At 56.9% G+C, this 16,000-nt stretch carries 27 protein-coding genes; all 27 read right to left on the bottom strand.

The annotated features are described in order from the left end of the window. Positions 1-70: 70 nt before the first annotated feature. On the bottom strand, positions 71-556 hold the full coding sequence (locus PLU01S_RS18855; RefSeq protein ID WP_074829601.1) for a hypothetical protein: 486 nt from the start codon (positions 554-556) through the stop codon (positions 71-73). Between the two features lie 15 nt (positions 557-571). Next, a complete protein-coding gene (locus PLU01S_RS18860) occupies positions 572-817 on the bottom strand; it encodes a hypothetical protein (RefSeq protein WP_074829604.1) in 246 nt (81 codons plus the stop codon). 75 nt (positions 818-892) lie between these two features. Continuing rightward, positions 893-1,975: a hypothetical protein gene (locus tag PLU01S_RS18865; RefSeq protein ID WP_074829607.1), complete on the bottom strand. Its 1,083-nt coding sequence runs from the start codon at positions 1,973-1,975 to the stop codon at positions 893-895. After that, positions 1,935-3,260: a GIY-YIG nuclease family protein gene (locus tag PLU01S_RS18870; RefSeq protein ID WP_074829609.1), complete on the bottom strand. Its 1,326-nt coding sequence runs from the start codon at positions 3,258-3,260 to the stop codon at positions 1,935-1,937. The genes PLU01S_RS18865 and PLU01S_RS18870 overlap by 41 nt, the downstream gene beginning before the upstream one ends. 57 nt (positions 3,261-3,317) lie before the next feature. Further along, the gene (locus tag PLU01S_RS18875; RefSeq protein WP_074829612.1) at positions 3,318-3,611 is read right to left on the bottom strand and encodes a hypothetical protein; all 294 of its coding nucleotides are present in this window, start codon (positions 3,609-3,611) and stop codon (positions 3,318-3,320) included. Between the two features lie 54 nt (positions 3,612-3,665). Beyond that, positions 3,666-4,151, bottom strand: coding sequence for a hypothetical protein (locus tag PLU01S_RS18880; RefSeq protein WP_074829613.1), 486 nt, complete (start codon positions 4,149-4,151; stop codon positions 3,666-3,668). A 22-nt stretch (positions 4,152-4,173) separates the two neighbouring features. Then, positions 4,174-4,497: a hypothetical protein gene (locus PLU01S_RS18885; RefSeq protein ID WP_139208922.1), complete on the bottom strand. Its 324-nt coding sequence runs from the start codon at positions 4,495-4,497 to the stop codon at positions 4,174-4,176. Positions 4,498-4,568: 71 nt separating this feature from the next. Continuing rightward, positions 4,569-4,889, bottom strand: a complete 321-nt coding sequence (locus PLU01S_RS18890; protein ID WP_074829617.1) for a hypothetical protein — start codon at positions 4,887-4,889, stop codon at positions 4,569-4,571. A gap of 2 nt (positions 4,890-4,891) precedes the next feature. Further along, a complete protein-coding gene (locus tag PLU01S_RS18895; protein WP_074829619.1) occupies positions 4,892-5,662 on the bottom strand; it encodes a phiTE_072 family protein in 771 nt (256 codons plus the stop codon). A 145-nt stretch (positions 5,663-5,807) separates the two neighbouring features. Then, positions 5,808-7,781 (bottom strand): Hint domain-containing protein, encoded by a 1,974-nt coding sequence (locus PLU01S_RS18900; protein ID WP_074829621.1) that lies wholly within the window; start codon positions 7,779-7,781, stop codon positions 5,808-5,810. Next, positions 7,771-7,944, bottom strand: a complete 174-nt coding sequence (locus tag PLU01S_RS25780; protein ID WP_159435123.1) for a hypothetical protein — start codon at positions 7,942-7,944, stop codon at positions 7,771-7,773. The genes PLU01S_RS18900 and PLU01S_RS25780 overlap by 11 nt, the downstream gene beginning before the upstream one ends. Before the next feature lie 49 nt (positions 7,945-7,993). Next, the gene (locus PLU01S_RS25440; protein WP_139208923.1) at positions 7,994-8,236 is read right to left on the bottom strand and encodes a hypothetical protein; all 243 of its coding nucleotides are present in this window, start codon (positions 8,234-8,236) and stop codon (positions 7,994-7,996) included. Next, positions 8,233-8,496 carry a hypothetical protein gene (locus tag PLU01S_RS25445; RefSeq protein ID WP_139208925.1) on the bottom strand — a complete coding sequence of 88 codons (264 nt, stop codon included), beginning with the start codon at positions 8,494-8,496 and terminating at the stop codon, positions 8,233-8,235. Before PLU01S_RS25445 ends, PLU01S_RS25440 begins: the two co-directional genes overlap by 4 nt. Before the next feature lie 2 nt (positions 8,497-8,498). Beyond that, a complete protein-coding gene (locus PLU01S_RS18910; RefSeq protein WP_074829625.1) occupies positions 8,499-9,089 on the bottom strand; it encodes a hypothetical protein in 591 nt (196 codons plus the stop codon). Then, on the bottom strand, positions 9,086-9,400 hold the full coding sequence (locus PLU01S_RS18915) for a hypothetical protein (RefSeq protein WP_074829626.1): 315 nt from the start codon (positions 9,398-9,400) through the stop codon (positions 9,086-9,088). Before PLU01S_RS18915 ends, PLU01S_RS18910 begins: the two co-directional genes overlap by 4 nt. Further along, positions 9,390-10,343: a ParB/RepB/Spo0J family partition protein gene (locus tag PLU01S_RS18920; RefSeq protein WP_074829628.1), complete on the bottom strand. Its 954-nt coding sequence runs from the start codon at positions 10,341-10,343 to the stop codon at positions 9,390-9,392. The genes PLU01S_RS18915 and PLU01S_RS18920 overlap by 11 nt, the downstream gene beginning before the upstream one ends. Before the next feature lie 52 nt (positions 10,344-10,395). Continuing rightward, positions 10,396-10,971, bottom strand: a complete 576-nt coding sequence (locus tag PLU01S_RS18925; protein WP_074829631.1) for a hypothetical protein — start codon at positions 10,969-10,971, stop codon at positions 10,396-10,398. A gap of 12 nt (positions 10,972-10,983) precedes the next feature. Further along, the gene (locus PLU01S_RS18930; RefSeq protein ID WP_074829633.1) at positions 10,984-11,310 is read right to left on the bottom strand and encodes a hypothetical protein; all 327 of its coding nucleotides are present in this window, start codon (positions 11,308-11,310) and stop codon (positions 10,984-10,986) included. A gap of 215 nt (positions 11,311-11,525) precedes the next feature. Then, complete coding sequence (locus PLU01S_RS18935; RefSeq protein WP_074829637.1) at positions 11,526-12,107, bottom strand: hypothetical protein; 582 nt, start codon at positions 12,105-12,107, stop codon at positions 11,526-11,528. After that, positions 12,107-12,847 (bottom strand): hypothetical protein, encoded by a 741-nt coding sequence (locus tag PLU01S_RS18940; protein ID WP_074829640.1) that lies wholly within the window; start codon positions 12,845-12,847, stop codon positions 12,107-12,109. Before PLU01S_RS18940 ends, PLU01S_RS18935 begins: the two co-directional genes overlap by 1 nt. Before the next feature lie 28 nt (positions 12,848-12,875). Further along, complete coding sequence (locus tag PLU01S_RS18945) at positions 12,876-13,340, bottom strand: hypothetical protein (RefSeq protein WP_074829643.1); 465 nt, start codon at positions 13,338-13,340, stop codon at positions 12,876-12,878. Between the two features lie 8 nt (positions 13,341-13,348). Next, positions 13,349-13,537: a hypothetical protein gene (locus PLU01S_RS18950; protein ID WP_074829648.1), complete on the bottom strand. Its 189-nt coding sequence runs from the start codon at positions 13,535-13,537 to the stop codon at positions 13,349-13,351. 10 nt (positions 13,538-13,547) lie between these two features. Continuing rightward, the gene (locus PLU01S_RS18955) at positions 13,548-14,129 is read right to left on the bottom strand and encodes a hypothetical protein (RefSeq protein ID WP_074829652.1); all 582 of its coding nucleotides are present in this window, start codon (positions 14,127-14,129) and stop codon (positions 13,548-13,550) included. 2 nt (positions 14,130-14,131) lie between these two features. After that, the gene (locus tag PLU01S_RS18960) at positions 14,132-14,347 is read right to left on the bottom strand and encodes a helix-turn-helix domain-containing protein (RefSeq protein ID WP_074829655.1); all 216 of its coding nucleotides are present in this window, start codon (positions 14,345-14,347) and stop codon (positions 14,132-14,134) included. A 143-nt stretch (positions 14,348-14,490) separates the two neighbouring features. Beyond that, positions 14,491-14,808 carry a hypothetical protein gene (locus PLU01S_RS18965; RefSeq protein ID WP_074829658.1) on the bottom strand — a complete coding sequence of 106 codons (318 nt, stop codon included), beginning with the start codon at positions 14,806-14,808 and terminating at the stop codon, positions 14,491-14,493. Then, positions 14,805-15,527, bottom strand: a complete 723-nt coding sequence (locus tag PLU01S_RS18970) for an AAA family ATPase (RefSeq protein WP_074829661.1) — start codon at positions 15,525-15,527, stop codon at positions 14,805-14,807. The genes PLU01S_RS18965 and PLU01S_RS18970 overlap by 4 nt, the downstream gene beginning before the upstream one ends. Before the next feature lie 85 nt (positions 15,528-15,612). Continuing rightward, a complete protein-coding gene (locus PLU01S_RS18975) occupies positions 15,613-15,999 on the bottom strand; it encodes a hypothetical protein (protein WP_074829663.1) in 387 nt (128 codons plus the stop codon). Position 16,000 lies beyond the last annotated feature (1 nt).

The following is a 16,000-nucleotide window of genomic DNA, read 5'->3' on the forward strand; positions in this document are numbered from 1 at the left end:
GGCCGTTAGCCAATTCATAATTGGCGATGTTAGGCGTGAAAAATGGCGACCTTTTCGGGCGCTTTCCGAGTTAGATACCTACGCTCGAATCCTGGCGTTTTTCAACAATCAGGCGCGGCAGGTACGGCGGAATCGAGCTGACGGACGTGATGCCGACCACCTCATAGGGCAGCACGAATCCCATGCCTGGCATTACCATGATCTCATCATGCTTTTTGACTTCGAACGCGCCTTCTACCTTGGGCTCTACCAGGCACTCCATTGCGCCCTCTGCGTAAATGACGCCGTCGCCGCTATCAACCACGTTGCCAGGCGCGGCCTGGTAGATACCGCAAAACAGAACCCTGCCTTCGCCGATTTCCTCGTACTCGTAATCCGGCTCGTCCTCGCTATCCAGTACGCCCAGGCCGCCCAATAGCGGCATACCGCCAATGGCCTCCCCTTCGGAGCTGCGCTTGATCTTTTTGCGCAGCAGTGTGCATTCCATTGAGTTGGGCGCACGGAGCACCATTTGCCGCTGCGCGCGGGCCACTTGTACGGGTACGTTGGTAAGCATGGTTCTACCTAATGGTTAAAGGGTGACGCGCGCTTTCGGGTCGCAGACGTCACGAGAGGCCGCCAGCAGCATGCCTGCGGTACGTGGCCACTCGTTCTCGCCGACCACAAACGGCACCATTTCATTGCCGTAGCCGACTGCAATCACAGCGGTACTCACACCAGGATGCGCAGGGGCTTCGAGCAGGTCGGCCAGGGCGCGCAGCTTTTGCGCGACGGCGTTGTTATGGTGGGAAACAGTGGCGGGAGCAGAAGCAGTCATTTGCAAAACACTCATGGGTTAAAAGTGGCTCCATTTTGCGGAGCCTGGCGCAGGGCTCTTGCCTGCGCTTTCCCATCAGGTCGTTGCCTTGGCGGCAGCCAATGCGGCTTGTGCTTGTGCCTCGCTAAAGCCAGCAGAGCGCAGCATGGCGATAAACTTGGCATCGGGTATCTTGGCCTTGGCGGCGGGCTTTTTCGCAACCTCGGCGCGCGCAGCGGCTCTGGCAGCCAATTGCCGCTGGTAAGACGGCTGCGCCTGGCGCTGCGCCCGTTTCTCGCTGCTGGTTTTGATATTGCGTCTGCGCGAGTCTTCCTTGCGCATGGCCTCGGCCATCTTGCGCTGATCGGCAACTTTAGCGATATCTTTCGTATGGGATATGTCATCCCTAAACTTCTGAACAACGCGCTTAGCATAGGCATTGAACGTCGCAGAATGCAGGATCACTTGCATTACCCTCAGCGCGTGCTTGCAGGCGACGCCAGACAAGCCAGGGTTGGTTATCTTCGGAAAAGACAGCTCAGCCCGACCATAATTATACTCGGCCTGCGTCGCTACATAGCGGAAGAAATACTTGTGGCGGGGGCAGCTACACTCGAAGCGCAAACGTCCACCCGTCATCTGCTTAATAATCTTGTCAGACTTCACTGGCGAAGCCACGACCGCGCCGAAGTCCAAGAACTGGACGTTTACATTGTGGTGCGTGAATTCAGAATCAGCACTTGCATTAGTATAGAAGTGGACAACCAGTGACGTACCCTGCCCTCCTCCCTCAGTCATGGCGGCGTAATGCGTCGGGTTAGCCATGTGAATCTCTCGATTCGCGCGCTGCCGGTCAGCCTTCCACGACATGTCTATGACACTTTTCGCTCTTATGCCGCCATAGATGCGCTTAGACTTAGCTTGATTCTTAAGCTGTCTCACGTTATGCGTGAAGGTCTTTAAATCATCTGCCGTGATGATCTTAGGTTTTCCCCCAAGCGTCGTAAACAGTGCTCGGGAGAAACTATAATCGCCAGCAATCTCATCGGGCGATATTAGCGTATTGCCTTCTCGGCCCTGGTCGGACTGGCGTTGCCTTACCTCCTCAGCGAAGGCGCGGATTGATTGCGCGCGAACATTACGCGCTGGCGGCAGGCTCTCGGGGCGAATCTTGGGCACTATTGGGCACCTTATCAGAGGCATAGCCCCAGCGTTTGCCGTAGGCTTTTTCTTTTCTTCCCCTGATAGCGTCGAATATGCTGTACCTGGCTGAGCTTTCCAGACCTAGCGACAACGCCGCATGCTCGACCGACTTATAGACTTCTCCGGTATCCAAGCATTTTACGGGACGGCAACGCGACTCATTGCGAAGGTCAGCCAGGGCAGCAAACGAATAGCTATCAAAGACTTTAGGTGCCTCATTTTCCGCCAGATAGCGCCAGCTATAACCTAGCGCTTTCCGACCTTTGCTTATAGCGCTAGGTATCGCTCCAGACTTCTCCAAGCCAAAAGCCGCATGCGCCTCTCCCGCACTTGCAAAGACCTTATTAAGCTCCACGCACAGCACTGGCTTGTGTGGCTTTACATAATCCCTTTTCCGGCCCTTAGAAGGCTTGTCCGTGCGAACCTTAGCAGGATCAATGCCGCGAGCGATAAGCTCCTCAGCAGTCAGGTAACGCCACTGCAAAGCGGACCTAGTTGGCTTGCCGTCAAACTGCTTGTTAATGACGGACACCGATATACCTTTAGCCTTGGCGGCATCGGCCACGCCAGGAAAATACTCTCCTGTCGTTATGCAGAATAATGGCCTTTTGTTTACGCCGACTCCGATTTTGGCCAGGTGCTCACGAAACGACGGGCTATTCTCCAAGCGAGAGCGCATTAAGGCCGACTGCCGCCTGGAATGCTTTTCGCGGTATTCAGGATCAGCAAAAAGACGCTTGAATATCTTGCCAGACTGAACGGCCATCTTCTGCCTGTATTCTTCATCAAGCCATCTTGCCTTAAGGCGCTCGGCAGCACTGGCGCGACGCTCAGGGCATTGAGCCTGGCAGCTCATAATTTTCAACTGCGCGGCCCTGTATTCAGGGTCTTTCCAGCGCTCTCGATTCTGAACAGCGCAGCGCTGGCTATTTCTCTTGCGCCACTCAGGGTCTTTCCAGAAGTCATGCAGCACCTTGGCTACAGTTACCTCAATATTGTATTCAGGCTGGATATGATTAATAGCCAGCTGCTCAAGGTCTCGTAACGTCTCCCGCTCACACAGCAGCACGATATCGAATTGCATGGCCTGCGCACCATATTTTCGAGCGGCATACCGAAGTTTCGCATTGTAGTGGTCGCCGCGCGCAAAGTGGCCGCGATGCTCATTTATTCGCTTCTGTATATTGGCCGAACTGCCGATATACATTTTTCCGCTTGGACTTGTGATCTTGTAAAGACCACAAAGGTGCTTCCTTGCCATATCGAACCTTTCAATCAATGTTATCGGTTCGATTATATAGAAACTACAGGCTAATAATCAGCTCTGAATAATGGCGGTGCTGGTAAAGCCGGTCTGCTGCTTTATGGCTTCAAGCTGCGCATGTGTGGGTAGGATAATGGTGCGCTGCGTAAGCTTCTGGTCGAATCGATCCAGGCCAGCGGCGGCCATCACGGCTAGGGATTCGTCACGATTGCCATAGACGCGCTGAGACACCAGCGGCAGGTTATATTCCTCGTCGGGCTTAACATCGTAGCGAATTGCGTCGTGCCAGGTCTCGCGAGTCGCGGAGAAGGTACGGACGGCTTTGTAAAAGTTGGCTGCTTCTTTCATGCAGCGCAGTGTGCGCAAGCTCAGAGCGAGCCTGCGCGGTCACTTTCCGAACGGCTAGCGATATGCTTCGCGATACTGCGTGACCACCGAGGCCAGCAGTTCAAAGGGCGTATTTTCGGCCAGCGCATACAGCTCAGGCGGCACACTTATTACGCCGACCACAGCAGGCTTTTCAGGCGTTACCGTACCAGCAGGCTTTGGCGCGCCGCGCGGCAATAACACGGCATCAGCTGCGCGCCAGCCCTCTTTGATTCGGCGATAGGCCGTCGCGACACCGACGACGCCAAAATGACGGCATAGCTCGTCGATAGAGCCCGTTATACCCTTGACGCAGCGCAAGCCCTTGGCGCGCGTTGTTTTCGCACCCAAGTGATGATTAGGCCAGCTCGTGACGCCAGCCGATGCGCACATTTGGCGAAAGCTGGTTTCAGGAATGCCTAACTGCTTGGCAGCAGTCCGGCGCGGCAGGCCCTTTAGGCGCAGGGCCTCGGCCTCATAGGCAAACGTGCCTGGCGTGAACGAATTTACAGGTTGACTCATGGTAACAACCTCATGAGAACAGTTAGCGGTCTAGGTCCGCGTGCTCGATAACAGTTAAAACACTTTCCACCGCACGACGGCGCACGAACGCGCCAGCCGTCAGACGCTTAACCAGGCGCATTGCAAGGCGCAGGCCAGCCCTATGGCCGCGCTTATACATAGCCCTTGCGCGGGCGTCCGCTTCTGCTACGCGGGCCTGCTCAGCGCTTAGCGTCACGCGCAGGGCGGCCATTTCCTCGCTCATCAGGCGCACGGTATTGCGCAGAACATACGCGCAGGTATGCGACTGAGGGTTTTGCGGCGTGGTGACGTGGCCGCATACGAAACAGGTCTGTTTCTCTTGCATGGCGATGGCTCGAAGGTAATCAAAAGAGGCCACTTTGCCAGGTGGAAAAGGGCCTCTTTACGGCTGGTTTCCTACCGATGCGGCTGCAAATAGCCCTTGGCGATTTCATCGCACAGACCGACCGGCCACCAGGTTATTTTGCTGGCCGCTTTCTGCATCTTGATAATCTCGCCTCTGGCGGCCAGCTTTATCAGCTCAGCACGGCACGTTGCGTTAGTCATACCGGCGCGTGTAGCAATGCTAAGCGTTGGAGCGCCCAGGCCATTGGATACACAAAACCAGTCGTTATCGACCACGCTCTTTGTTGTCAGCTGCTTTACGTGGCCCGACGGCAGGCATTGCAGCGCCTCAATACACGCTTCTTTGACATGCTCAAGAATGGTCGCGCTCATTACTACTGCCTCGATGGAATAAGCGACCTATCAGCCTGGTAGGCTTGCGCGGCGGCGCGGTCGGCTGCGTAGAGGAGTCCTGCTTGATGGCCGTTGCCAATCCGCTCAGCTTCGGCTCTTAGGTATTCGGCAAAATCTAGTAAAAACTTAGCTTTTACAGGGTCTTGCGCCTCATTTTCGGCCATGTTCGAGGCACTTTTCAGAGACTCGGCAAGGCCCGCTTGAACGGCCTTAACGATGCGCTCCAGATACAGGTAGTCATCGTTAGGAACCTGGCCGTATTGGCTGGCGTATGTCATCCAATCGATACCGAAAAAGGCCTCCATTAGATGAGATGGCAGGTTATAGAACTCGTATCCGTCATAGATGGAATCAAGCTCATCAAACGCATTACGCGCCGCGCCAGCGTCTAACGGCAAAAGCTGGAAGCGATCAACCGAGGCAGGCGATTTCCCCCACATCGAATAGTCACGCCTGGCAGCCAGCAAGGCGCGTTTCATGACCTGTTTCAAAGCCTCAGAGTCGAATCGCTTTTGACTGACATGGCTCATGCAGCCAATCAAGTAGTCGCTATCGCAGTCGATAAAGAACTGAGCAACGCTGCGCCCGCCCATTGCGCCCCAATAGCTCGACCAGGACGAGCCGTAGCACTCGATAATGATTTTGCCCTGGCCTTTCGCGTAGTCCTCAAGGATCACGGTCACAGGATCAAGGGAGAACTCAGCTAGCTCGGTTAGCGTGAGTCTGGTTACGTTTGCGGTTGTTACTTTCACTGGTGACACTCCATTACTTTAGAAGGCTTGCCAGGGTCTATGCCTTGGTCTGCTGGGCTTGCAAGTGACTTGCGGTCAGGTGCTCTAGCCAAGTTTTCGGATTGTATCACCTGATAACAGATTCTGCACCATATGATTACAAAAATTACGACGCAAGGCCCAGCGCCTCAAGCGCCGCATTAACGCTCTGCCGTTTGCGGTCTCCCGCTTCCGACTGCACGTCGTTATCAGCCTGAATGTAGTGCGCGCTCTCAAGGAACCCAAAGGCGAGAGCGTCCAATAAGTCAGGCGACGGCAAGCCTTCTTTGTGCTTCATTTCATCCTTGCTCATGATCGTCCAGCGACCTTTGTCGTCGAACCCAAACGGCAGACGTCCACCCTGGTCTAGCAGGTCTTTAGTGTGCTGATCGACGATGCTGATACGGTCCTTTTCAACAGCAAACTTTAGGTGGACGTTGCACTGTGCCCGCTGACTGACAAAGCGGTCGCGGTACTCCTTACGGAAGTTCATGTGTCCCCAATTGACCTTGATGATATTGGGTACGCCCAGGCGCTCCAGCAGCTTGACGAACTGCACGCCCTGGCCGCCAACGTCCACCATCACGGTGCAATTGGAAAGCTCACGAGCATGATGGGCAACCATACCAGCGGCGTCCGTCCAGTCCCAGGAGTTGGTAAATACCGGAATGCTCATAGCGTCCATTCGGCGCGGGTCTGGCGCTTCCGGCCCGCCCTGGCCAATGACGCGCGCATGAATCGCAACCGTCTTGTCACGGAACACGCCTGCGCCCACGTCCACCAGCAGCATATTGCCGTAGGGCTCATGCTCGGCAATGACGCGCGGGGCTCCGATGCGGCGCTCAAGGCTCTTACGCGATATCAGGTACTTGTCGGAGTGCTCAGGGAATCGGCCCTGCACCTTGATCTGATATTCAACGGAATCGCGCCCGCCGTACTCCAGCATCTTGTCGCGCAGGAACTCCAGCGAGACAAGAATGGACTCTTCGGAATTGAAGATAAGCGCGTTCCAGTTCCCGCCATTCTCCACGCTCCAGGCGTGGTGCGAGTCATAAAAGAAGCCAGACGAGCGCGTCGGCTGGGAGGCCATCGCAAAGCGGTTGCGTTTGTCTGTCAGAGCGCCTGCGATAACTTTCAAGTTGGCTTCTGGAATACCCGACGCTTCGTCCGCCAGCCATAGCAGGTAGTTACCGTGTGTACCGGCCATGCCTTCTGGCGAGCCACGCGGCGCAGTACGGCAGGTCACGAACCAGCGCAGGCCCGCACCCTTGACGTAGACCTTCTTGGCCTTGATCTCGAAGTATTCGGCAATCCAGCCTTGTGCGCCTTGCTCGATCAACTCCTTAAGGGTTGAAAACTCTTTCCAGATACCCTCTTGCAGTGTCGCAAGCTTGGGCGCAGTCAGGTAGGTGTTCGAATCTTGGAAGCAGAGCATGTGCCACAGTGCGATAACGGCAAAGCTGCGCGTCTTGCCAGTGTTTCGCAGGATTGTCCCGTCACCACCCAAAAACCGATGATTGCCGTCTAGGGTAAAACCAAAATAGTCACCCTCGCCCAGGCACTCCACTGACTTAATCGGCAGCTCAACAACTCTCGGCTTGCGGCCCGACTCACGCAAAACCCGACGGCAAAATCGCTTACGGTTAGGGTCTGCCAGCCACTCGGTAACGGTTACTTCTTCAAGCGGATCGTGCAGGCCATTCGCCACGCAAAGCGCGTGGGAAGCATTGACCGTGTGACTTGTGCCATCTGCATACGTGACGCGGTACATCGTTTCGCGACCGCGCTTTAGCTCGATCACCGTCCGATAATTAATCCCGTCATCAGCCATCAATCGATGGCCTGTTAGCACATCCTCGACGGCAATAACTGAGCCGTCCGCCTGCATGATCTCAGTCCCAGCCGCAAAGCAGCCGTGGCCGGATGAAACCGTCGTTCTTGATCCGAAAGGACTGACGCTATCGAACAGCTCCCACTGCTGGTCAGTAATCGACATGCCGCACACTTCGATGGCGAAGCGGGCAGCATCCAGCGCATAGCGCTCAGCAAACGCCTTCCAGCGCGGATCGGCGACAAGGGATAACTGTTTCTTAGCAGCCACAGCCTAACTCGGCCTCAAGCCGCTTGAACGCCTCGCGCACTACGCTGATAGGAAAGTGCGCGACGATCTGCTCCAGGCAGCGTTTGGCGGTTTCCGTTGCGTTTTCGGTATAGGCTGCGCTTAAGGCTTGCAGCACTTCGTCGTCGTGTGTGGCGTCAGACATGGAGCGTGTCCAGAATGGGAATCTGGACACGGTACAGCGGCAGAAAAGGCTAGGCGGCAGCCATTTTCCGAAGTCGGTACTCCTTTTGTACTTGGCTATCGCATGGCTTGCACAAGCTGCGGTAATGCCCTGCGCTTTCGATAAAGCCGAACGCCTCTACCGGCTTCCACTTCTCGCAGCAGCGGCAGTGCCGCTCAAGCTGGCCACGTCGGTTTTTGCGCCATTTCTTGCGTTGCTCGATGGGTATTCGTGGCCGTGGTGGTTTGTTATACCGGCGAACTTTAAGCATCATAGCGTTACCTCGATACGCGCCAGCACGCGCGCCTTACTGCGCCTTTCGCGAACCTCGCTTGTTTCGCAGTCCAGGCAAATGCTGCGGTAATACCCTCGGGCCGCGATAAACCTAAACCAGTGATCGGTCATCGGTAGCCACTCCTCACAGGCTGGACAGTAGCGCTCGCGCTCCCCGCTGGCGGCTGTCCGGTTTTTAATCAATGGCCTCCATGCGATTTCCAGAACCTCGCGGTTCCGCTTCATCAAGGCATACGACACGCTTACTGCTCCTTGGCGATAGCCTCGCTGATCTTGCGCGCTAGGTCAGGATGGACGTACAGGCCGTCAGCTGTCCGAACGACCATCCACATTGGTCGCTCGTTGAACCGGCGCTGGCGCTGATACATGACACGGTGCGCCCACTTGCGCTCCTGCAAATGATTGACGGTTCCGGTCAGCATTGGAGTCGGGCGCAACTGCATCATTAGATTGCGGTCCGCGCTGGATAGACGATCCTCCTTGATAGTGGTAGCCGCCTTCTCAATTGAATCAAGCATTTCCTGATACCTGAGCGCGGGGGCTGGCGCGCGTGGCACATCTACTATCTGGCGGGTATAGGTTTCGCTCTCAAAGCCAAGGCTCATGGCGAACATGGCCTCTATCGTCTTGCCCAGCTCGCGCCTGGCCTCGCAATCTGCGGGGCTATCTGCGCCTGGCTTTTTAGGGAACGGCGGAGCTTCCAGACTCACGCGGTTAGCAGCGACAGTGCCCACGCTGGGAGACCGCTTATCCAAGAGCGCTTCAACCACATCAGCGGTGCAGCGAATCTTAGTGCGCAACGTCGCATCGCCAAGGAAACCAAAGTCAATCATAGCGATACCTCAAGCTGACCTGCCGTTTCGGCCAGAGGAAGCCCGCCTATGGGCATCAGATAGCTTTCGCGGAACACGTCTACAGGCGAATCCATTGCAAGCGCGCCGCTTATCATCGTACAGCCCATGAATTGGCCATGTACCAGGCGCACGGCATAGACGGGCTCGGTTGTCTCGACGCGCCAGCAGTCGCCCTGGTACTTAACATCAGGGCCATTGCCTAGCGCGGCCTCAATAGCCACGCCTGAGCCAAGGCAGCGCGAATCCTCGCTATTAACGATCACTGCGCGGTCTCCAGGATTAAACATCATTGCTCTGAGCCTCCTGCGCGGCCTGCTGGCGCTTTTCCTCGGCCTGGCGCTCCTTGTCTGCCTTAACGTCGCTAACGTGCAAGGCAGTGGCTACCAGGGCGTTTAGGGTGCGTATGCTGATTTGTGCCGTCGAATCGCCTAGCGCTTTCTCCCCGCTGCGGTAGCGCTGGACCTGCGCCAGCACCTCGGCAGGCAGCTCGCTAGCAAAGCGTTTGGCAACTGCTACCAGGTCATCTACCAGGCTCTTAGGCACGGAGCCTGCCTTGATTGTCTTGGGCATGACCTTCTGCTGGCCTTGCTTGATCGCTTTGGCGTGCTCCTGGCGGATCACCTTGGCCGTGTCATCGCCATGCTTGCGCGCCAGGTCCACAGCGGTCGCGGCAGATATCACGCCTGTACTGACCTGCTCCATTACCTCGGGACCTGCGTCATACAGCTTGAGCATCTGCTCAACGTGCTGGCGCTTCTTAAACACAAGGTCGGCAATCTGCTGGTTGTTCAAACCATCCTCGTCGCGCAGGGAGGCATACAGCCTGGCCTGCTCGATAGGCAGTAGCGGCAGCTGGTTGTTACTGCTGGCAATGCGCGCCTTCTTCTCGGCTGACGAGCCCTTGAACTCATCGATAAAGATGCGGCCAACGTCATAGCCTGCTGCAACGACCTTGCGGTAAGCCCTGGTGCGGCGGTGCCCTTCGACAACGTCCAGCGTGCCGAACTCGTTAGGCTCAACCTCGATATTAGGCAGCTTGAGCGGCTTGCCGCGCTTGATACCGTCAATGATGGCCTCCGCCAGCTCGTCAATGGATTTCTCCAGGCGCTCGCCCTCCTCCCGCATATTGAAGTTCTCAACCAGGCGTAAGGCTGATAATTCGACGTGCATTCCCTTGTCGCCGCGCTTGATAACGCCCGCTCTCGTTAGGCTCGCAATAGTGTGCTTGCTCATGGTGTCTACCTTTGGAAAGGCGGGCTCTACAGCCCGCTCAGGTGGGAGGGATTTAGAACACGCGGCCCTGCTGGCGCTGGTCGGTTTCGGAGGCCATGCGGGCGTCTTCGGCGGCGCGGTACTCGCTACCCAGGATTTCAATGCAGCACGCATCGGCAGCGGTGCGAGCATGGAAGTAGAAATAACCGTCCAGGCCGTCAAACCAATGCAGGCCGTGCCCTGCGCTCGTGCTATGCAGGTCGATACCCAGGGTTGCCAGTAGCGGCGTCATATCGGCTTCGAAGTAAGGCGCGTTATGTACCCAACGTCCGCGTAGCACCTCGATATCCTCCATGACTTCATCGTCACGGCCAGGCGGGTAGCCTTCCATTGGCACATTGCGCGGTACGCGAGAGAAGCCGCGCGACGGGTTGGCATCTGTCCAGCAGTCCAGCACTGCGTCGTTATCCACGCCAGTGAAGCGCAGGCCCGCAAAGCGGCGGCCCCTGGCATCGTTATGGAACACGGCGACGGCATCGGGAAAGGTCGCGGCAAAGGCTTCACCTTCGCGCTGCACTCGATGGCAGGCGGCAATGAACTGCTGGCGTGCGGCCAATACGTGCGGATCGTTGGATTTGTAGTAGCTCATTACGGACGGTCCTTAAGCTGCTTTCTGACGCTGGTCGATGAAGTAGGCGATCTCGGAGCCGCGAGCGACGGACATGGCAATAACCTGCCCTTCACGCTTAACCAGAATGTCGCCTAGTCGGTTGAACTCGACACGAACGCCCGCGCTTAACAGAGCGGCGTCGTATTCAGCGGCAGAGCATGGGCGAATAGCCTTATCGGCATGAACGGCATTTAAACGAGCCTCACGCGCCGTAAAACCTTGCAGGCGCTGACGCACGTACAGCGTGGCTGCCTTGCGACCATAGCGGGACGAAATGAAAGTTAAAGCACGAGCAAAAACAACGTTATGACGTGACATTTTGTGTTCTCTCTGGTGGCCAGCCATCCAGCTGGACTTAGGTATAGAAGTGCGATCTATGCCGCATTCTTGCCCTGTATCGGGCAGAGAGAAGACTACGCAAGTCACTTGCCGTTTGCAAGCACCTGATAACAAAATTTGTTATCTTTTGGTTCAAAAATGGAGCTATCAGTATGACAGCCCCATGCGTGCATTATGCTAGCAGGGCGCTGGCTCTAATTTCGGGCGCGCATCCACTCGAACGCTTGAGTAAGCGCCAGGCAATTCGATGGAAAGCAAAAGTCATGGCAGCCCTCTGGCGGCAAGGCATGCGGCTCTCTGAGCACGTTTGAAACCGTTATGTATGAGCAGGCGGCACCCTTACTATGCCGCTGAACAAAAAGCTCATCACCTACCTTCCAAGCGCTTACGCCCACATCAATGCGAAGCCGTAGCACGTCACCACGCTCCCAGCCTTCCGGCGCTACGGCCTGGCCCGCCTCCACTGCATCTTCCTGCTGCGCGACCAACATAGCGCTAAGCGCTTCATCAAGGTCAGGCATGGGCGCAGCAATAACGGCCTCTGCCGCCTCATCCTCTAGCAGCATCTCGATACGGCGCTTGATCGTATCGGCGGCCTCTCGTAGGTCCTTAATCCGGCCCTTTCCACCGCCACGCTGGCCAGGCAGAAGCAGCTTTTTGATTGCGTGCTGCGTCGCGCCGCTGGGGTCGTCCACATACATCTCACAGATGCGGTACACGTCAATGACGGACAGGTGCTCGACGCTATGAAAGTAATGCTGGTGCTTGCGAGTCATTACGCAGCCTCCCCGCTGGAGATGCGCCACAGCTCAAGGGCCTGGCCGACGATGCGGGCCACGTCCTCGCTCGATGCAGTAGCAACGCGCGGCAGATTCTCGCGGGCTTCCTTGCGGCTGTAGAAGTAGGCCGTCTGCCGGTCGCTCTCAACGTCACGACGAGACACGACTACAGCGCCATGCGCCAGCGTAAAGCAGCACGGCTCGTCAGGCGTATGAATCACGCTTTCGCCAATGCGCAAGGTAACGGTGCGGACCTCATCCAGGCCGCAGAACACTTTGAAGCCGACAGGACTGTAGCCCGCCTCGTCCACCGTCGCCTCCTGGCGGGCATGGCCCAGGCCGCCCAGGTGCGCCACATACGTGGTATCGATAGCCTCGCCACTCAAAACCATGTGCTCATAGCCATAGCGGTGCGTCTGGATGCAGGCCGTGTTAGGCGCGCGGTCCTCGTTACTGCCAATGGTCAATACAACCTCGGGGCTCAGCAGCAGGCTCAGCATGCCTTGGTCGTGGAGCTGCCAGGTGTGCTGCTCGGCATTCTCCAGAATCTGGCGAATGTTCTGGCGCGTCACAGCCAGCATTAGCGGCACTAGGTAACGCTGGTCCTGGCGCTTACGCTTGGCGGCCTTCTTCTCGGCCTTGGTGGGCTTGGGCACGCGCGCGGGGCGTGCCGTAGTCTTGGGGGCAGGAGTGCTGGCAGTATCCAGCAGTGGAGCGGCGAGAGGCGTGCGGTTCATACGGCTTATCCTGAACAGAAAATAGGATTTAAGCGGTCAACGGCTCGCGCGTAATCGGGTCAACAATGAACGGATGCGGCGCGGTCTTTGATCGGATGCCGCATGCTATCTGCTGGACGATGGTCATTTTTTCTAACTTTCCGAACCGGCGCTGATTTTCAAGCGCGGGGCGCATGGCTTCACGGCGGGCCGCTTTGCGCTCCTCCTCGGCGTCGCGGCAGAGCCTGGCAAAGGCCGAAAAGCCATCTGCATCCACCGCGCCAGGATCGGTCGGCATTGGATAGAGCGCGATATCGCCTATCTCAATGGAAAGGGAGCGGCGCAGGTTCCTGATGCGCGCATCAAGCTCATACGCATATTCTTTGTCAACGCGACGGGCCTGCGCGGTATCGGCATAGCCTGAATATTGATGCGCTTTACTTGCGGCCTCAACTAACCGCGCAATTTCGGCCTCGGTCTCGGCGATCCGTTGGCCTATGGTGAGACTACTCATACGTCACCTTAAGGTTTATCAGTGTCCTGGCGGTGCTCGGCAAGCTCTAGTTCAAGCTGCTGTATATGCCGCTCCAGTCGTTCGGTTTTATCGGCGGCATTGAGCAGGTCTAACAACTGCTCAGCCAGCCATACAACGCACTTCCCCGAATGTGCTTCTAGCTCCTTGCGAATACGCTCCCGCTCATCGCGCAGCATGACGCTTTCCTTACTTGGCCGGACTGGCCTTGACTAATGGGCCGTCTTCTTTCTCGCCGCCGCTCTCCAGGTGCTTGAACATGGCGTCGCACTTCTCCTGGCCATGCTTCTCGACGAACTCGCGTTGCTTGAAATTGGCCTCGATGCGCTTAACCTGGTTAAGGCTGCTAACTGCGTTTACCAGCTGGTCAAACTCGGTTATTTCCGCCTTTGTCCACATGGGCTTAAGGTCCAGGTCGTCAATGGCCTTGAGCGCAGCAGCAATCTGCTGAGCACTTAGCCTTTCGGGCTTGAGGCAGGCAAAGCGGGTGCGGTTGGCGCGCTCTTGCATTTGGGCCTGCACTTCATCCGTGACCGGCTGGATATGCCAATACTGATTAACGCCGACCTGCCCGCCATCCTTTAGGCGAAAGCGTGCGCCCTCAAGAGTTACGATCTGCGTAGCGGTTAAGCGCTCGACCGTATAAAGGGTCCAGGTCCGACCATTCCCATAGGCGACCTTATCGCCATACGAAAGCCCATGAATCCACGCCTGGTACTGCGCAGCCTCCTCGGCGCGCTTTGCTTGTTCTGCCTGATAATCAGCGTTCATCGTTAGGGCTCCAGGTTGAAGGTTTGGCAGAAGTAGCGCCAGAAAATAGGGTGCATTTCACTCTCGCCGCTTTCGTAGTTTTGCCACTGGCGCAGCGATACCCGAATGACATTGGCGGCCTCGGTCTGAGAATAACCGACCGCCTTTCGGGCCTCTAAAACCTCATCTTTCGTGGGCCGCTTGGTAGGCCCAACAATAGGGATTCGTTTTTTTGCCATAACTCCTAGCTCATGCGAAACAATTTCATGCCAGACGCGGCAAATATACGCAATATCTTCGCAAACGGCCAAAGGCTTTGCAAGCGTCTGATACAGGAATTGAGAGGGAGATGCCGCCCGCGACGGGCAGGCGGCAGAGGGGCTTACTTGTCGGAGGATTGCAGCCGGTCTAGGAACTCACGGCAGGCGACGCGGATAACGGAATTGCGGCTGTATTTGGTGCCCGTCTTGCGGCTCATGATCTCGGCGGCCTCGTCCAGCTCCAGCACCATGCTGGTTTCCAGAACGGGCGTGACGCGCTCGGTTCCGGCCTTGGTCTTAGGCTGGCGCACTGGCGCTTTTGGGGCTTCCTTTTCCGGCTCGGTAAAGGCAGGCTCGGCTCCTTTTCGGAATGCCTGAGTGGCCTGCTCCAGGCTTACCGCATCATCTGGCGGCAGATGGCTTGGGCGTGCTTTTTTCATGACGGTTTTACTTCCTCTGTTTCATCGATACGCGGCGGTATTACGTTCTCGAAGATGGCCGCCATTAACGTGCGCAGCTCCTCGCACGCCTTCTCGTCACGCTCGGCCTTGGGCATCTCCTCAACGGAAAGGCCCATTGCCGCCGATAGCGCAAATGACTTGCGGTCAACCAAGGGGGCTTCGAGATACGGCAGCGTCTCAAAATGATCGATGGCTTCTATGGTGGATAGGTTGTCGCTGGTGTGCTTGCCCTTAATTAGCGGGTCAGCTTTGCTGAGAATGCAGTAGGTCGTGACGGGCGAGCGATTGGCCATGACGCGCGAACGGTTGGCGTCCTGAATGAGTTGGCTCATGCGGCCCAGCGCCCAGCTATCGAACGCGCGTGGATGAACCGGCACCAGCAGCACGTCAGCCAGTACCAGGGCCGAACGCAGGGCCTCGGAGTCGAAACCACCCACGTCCATCACCACATCGTCGTACAATGCGCCTTGGTTGGCGACCTGGTGAAAGAACTCATCGCCATGCGGCAGATGCGCGCCCATCACGACAGGCTCGATACCGGCCCGCATACGCACCGTTGTGGCGTTGCTGCTGGTCTTTTGCGGGTCTCCGTCCGCTAGCAGTACCTTGCGACCAATACGCGCGCGTTCTATCGATATCTGAACGCTTATCATCGTTTTGCCTACGCCGCCCTTCGGGTTCGCTACTGCAATTTTCATCGTCTGTCCTTACGTTCTAGTTGGTATCAGCCTGCTAGCGTACAGCACGCGCTCTGCTGCCGTCCTGCTAGCAGGGTGCTGTATTTCACACGGTTGTGTTGAACTTGCCAAGCATCGGCGATAGCGGGGCCATCATTGCCTTGTGCAAGTCTTCCGCGATGCGGGCCTGCTGGAACTCAATCAGGGCTTCGAATACCTCGGCCAGCGCCTCATTAGACGTCAGGCTCTGAGCCAAGTAGGCGCGGTAGGCAGCCTGTACTAGGGTGTTATTAGGATATGCGCCAGCCAGGTTCGACAGTAGGCGCGTGCTATCGCGGTCGTTACCGGCCCGCATGAAGTCACCACAGCGCACCACTGACACGCCGTCGCGATCCCTGGCAATGACCGGCATGGCCTCAAACGGCAGGTGCGAGCAGTTACGCAAAGCATGGGCGCACGTCACGCACATGCTGCCCTTTGGTCTGTGTTTCATG

Source organism: Pseudomonas luteola NBRC 103146, assembly GCF_002091675.1.
In the GTDB taxonomy this organism is placed as follows: Bacteria; Pseudomonadota; Gammaproteobacteria; order Pseudomonadales; family Pseudomonadaceae; genus Chryseomonas; species Chryseomonas luteola.

Excerpts from the sequence above, each read along its gene's own strand:
- PLU01S_RS18855 (WP_074829601.1), bottom strand. The coding sequence starts at position 556 with ATGCTTACCAACGTACCCGTACAAGTGGCCCGCGCGCAGCGGCAAATG.
- PLU01S_RS18860 (WP_074829604.1), bottom strand. The coding sequence starts at position 817 with ATGACTGCTTCTGCTCCCGCCACTGTTTCCCACCATAACAACGCCGTC.
- PLU01S_RS18870 (WP_074829609.1), bottom strand. The coding sequence starts at position 3,260 with ATGGCAAGGAAGCACCTTTGTGGTCTTTACAAGATCACAAGTCCAAGC.
- PLU01S_RS18875 (WP_074829612.1), bottom strand. The coding sequence starts at position 3,611 with ATGAAAGAAGCAGCCAACTTTTACAAAGCCGTCCGTACCTTCTCCGCG.
- PLU01S_RS18880 (WP_074829613.1), bottom strand. The coding sequence starts at position 4,151 with ATGAGTCAACCTGTAAATTCGTTCACGCCAGGCACGTTTGCCTATGAG.
- PLU01S_RS18885 (WP_139208922.1), bottom strand. The coding sequence starts at position 4,497 with ATGCAAGAGAAACAGACCTGTTTCGTATGCGGCCACGTCACCACGCCG.
- PLU01S_RS18890 (WP_074829617.1), bottom strand. The coding sequence starts at position 4,889 with ATGAGCGCGACCATTCTTGAGCATGTCAAAGAAGCGTGTATTGAGGCG.
- PLU01S_RS25780 (WP_159435123.1), bottom strand. The coding sequence starts at position 7,944 with ATGTCTGACGCCACACACGACGACGAAGTGCTGCAAGCCTTAAGCGCA.
- PLU01S_RS25440 (WP_139208923.1), bottom strand. The coding sequence starts at position 8,236 with ATGATGCTTAAAGTTCGCCGGTATAACAAACCACCACGGCCACGAATA.
- PLU01S_RS18910 (WP_074829625.1), bottom strand. The coding sequence starts at position 9,089 with ATGATTGACTTTGGTTTCCTTGGCGATGCGACGTTGCGCACTAAGATT.
- PLU01S_RS18915 (WP_074829626.1), bottom strand. The coding sequence starts at position 9,400 with ATGATGTTTAATCCTGGAGACCGCGCAGTGATCGTTAATAGCGAGGAT.
- PLU01S_RS18920 (WP_074829628.1), bottom strand. The coding sequence starts at position 10,343 with ATGAGCAAGCACACTATTGCGAGCCTAACGAGAGCGGGCGTTATCAAG.
- PLU01S_RS18925 (WP_074829631.1), bottom strand. The coding sequence starts at position 10,971 with ATGAGCTACTACAAATCCAACGATCCGCACGTATTGGCCGCACGCCAG.
- PLU01S_RS18930 (WP_074829633.1), bottom strand. The coding sequence starts at position 11,310 with ATGTCACGTCATAACGTTGTTTTTGCTCGTGCTTTAACTTTCATTTCG.
- PLU01S_RS18935 (WP_074829637.1), bottom strand. The coding sequence starts at position 12,107 with ATGACTCGCAAGCACCAGCATTACTTTCATAGCGTCGAGCACCTGTCC.
- PLU01S_RS18940 (WP_074829640.1), bottom strand. The coding sequence starts at position 12,847 with ATGAACCGCACGCCTCTCGCCGCTCCACTGCTGGATACTGCCAGCACT.
- PLU01S_RS18945 (WP_074829643.1), bottom strand. The coding sequence starts at position 13,340 with ATGAGTAGTCTCACCATAGGCCAACGGATCGCCGAGACCGAGGCCGAA.
- PLU01S_RS18950 (WP_074829648.1), bottom strand. The coding sequence starts at position 13,537 with ATGCTGCGCGATGAGCGGGAGCGTATTCGCAAGGAGCTAGAAGCACAT.
- PLU01S_RS18955 (WP_074829652.1), bottom strand. The coding sequence starts at position 14,129 with ATGAACGCTGATTATCAGGCAGAACAAGCAAAGCGCGCCGAGGAGGCT.
- PLU01S_RS18960 (WP_074829655.1), bottom strand. The coding sequence starts at position 14,347 with ATGGCAAAAAAACGAATCCCTATTGTTGGGCCTACCAAGCGGCCCACG.
- PLU01S_RS18965 (WP_074829658.1), bottom strand. The coding sequence starts at position 14,808 with ATGAAAAAAGCACGCCCAAGCCATCTGCCGCCAGATGATGCGGTAAGC.
- PLU01S_RS18970 (WP_074829661.1), bottom strand. The coding sequence starts at position 15,527 with ATGAAAATTGCAGTAGCGAACCCGAAGGGCGGCGTAGGCAAAACGATG.
- PLU01S_RS18975 (WP_074829663.1), bottom strand. The coding sequence starts at position 15,999 with ATGAAACACAGACCAAAGGGCAGCATGTGCGTGACGTGCGCCCATGCT.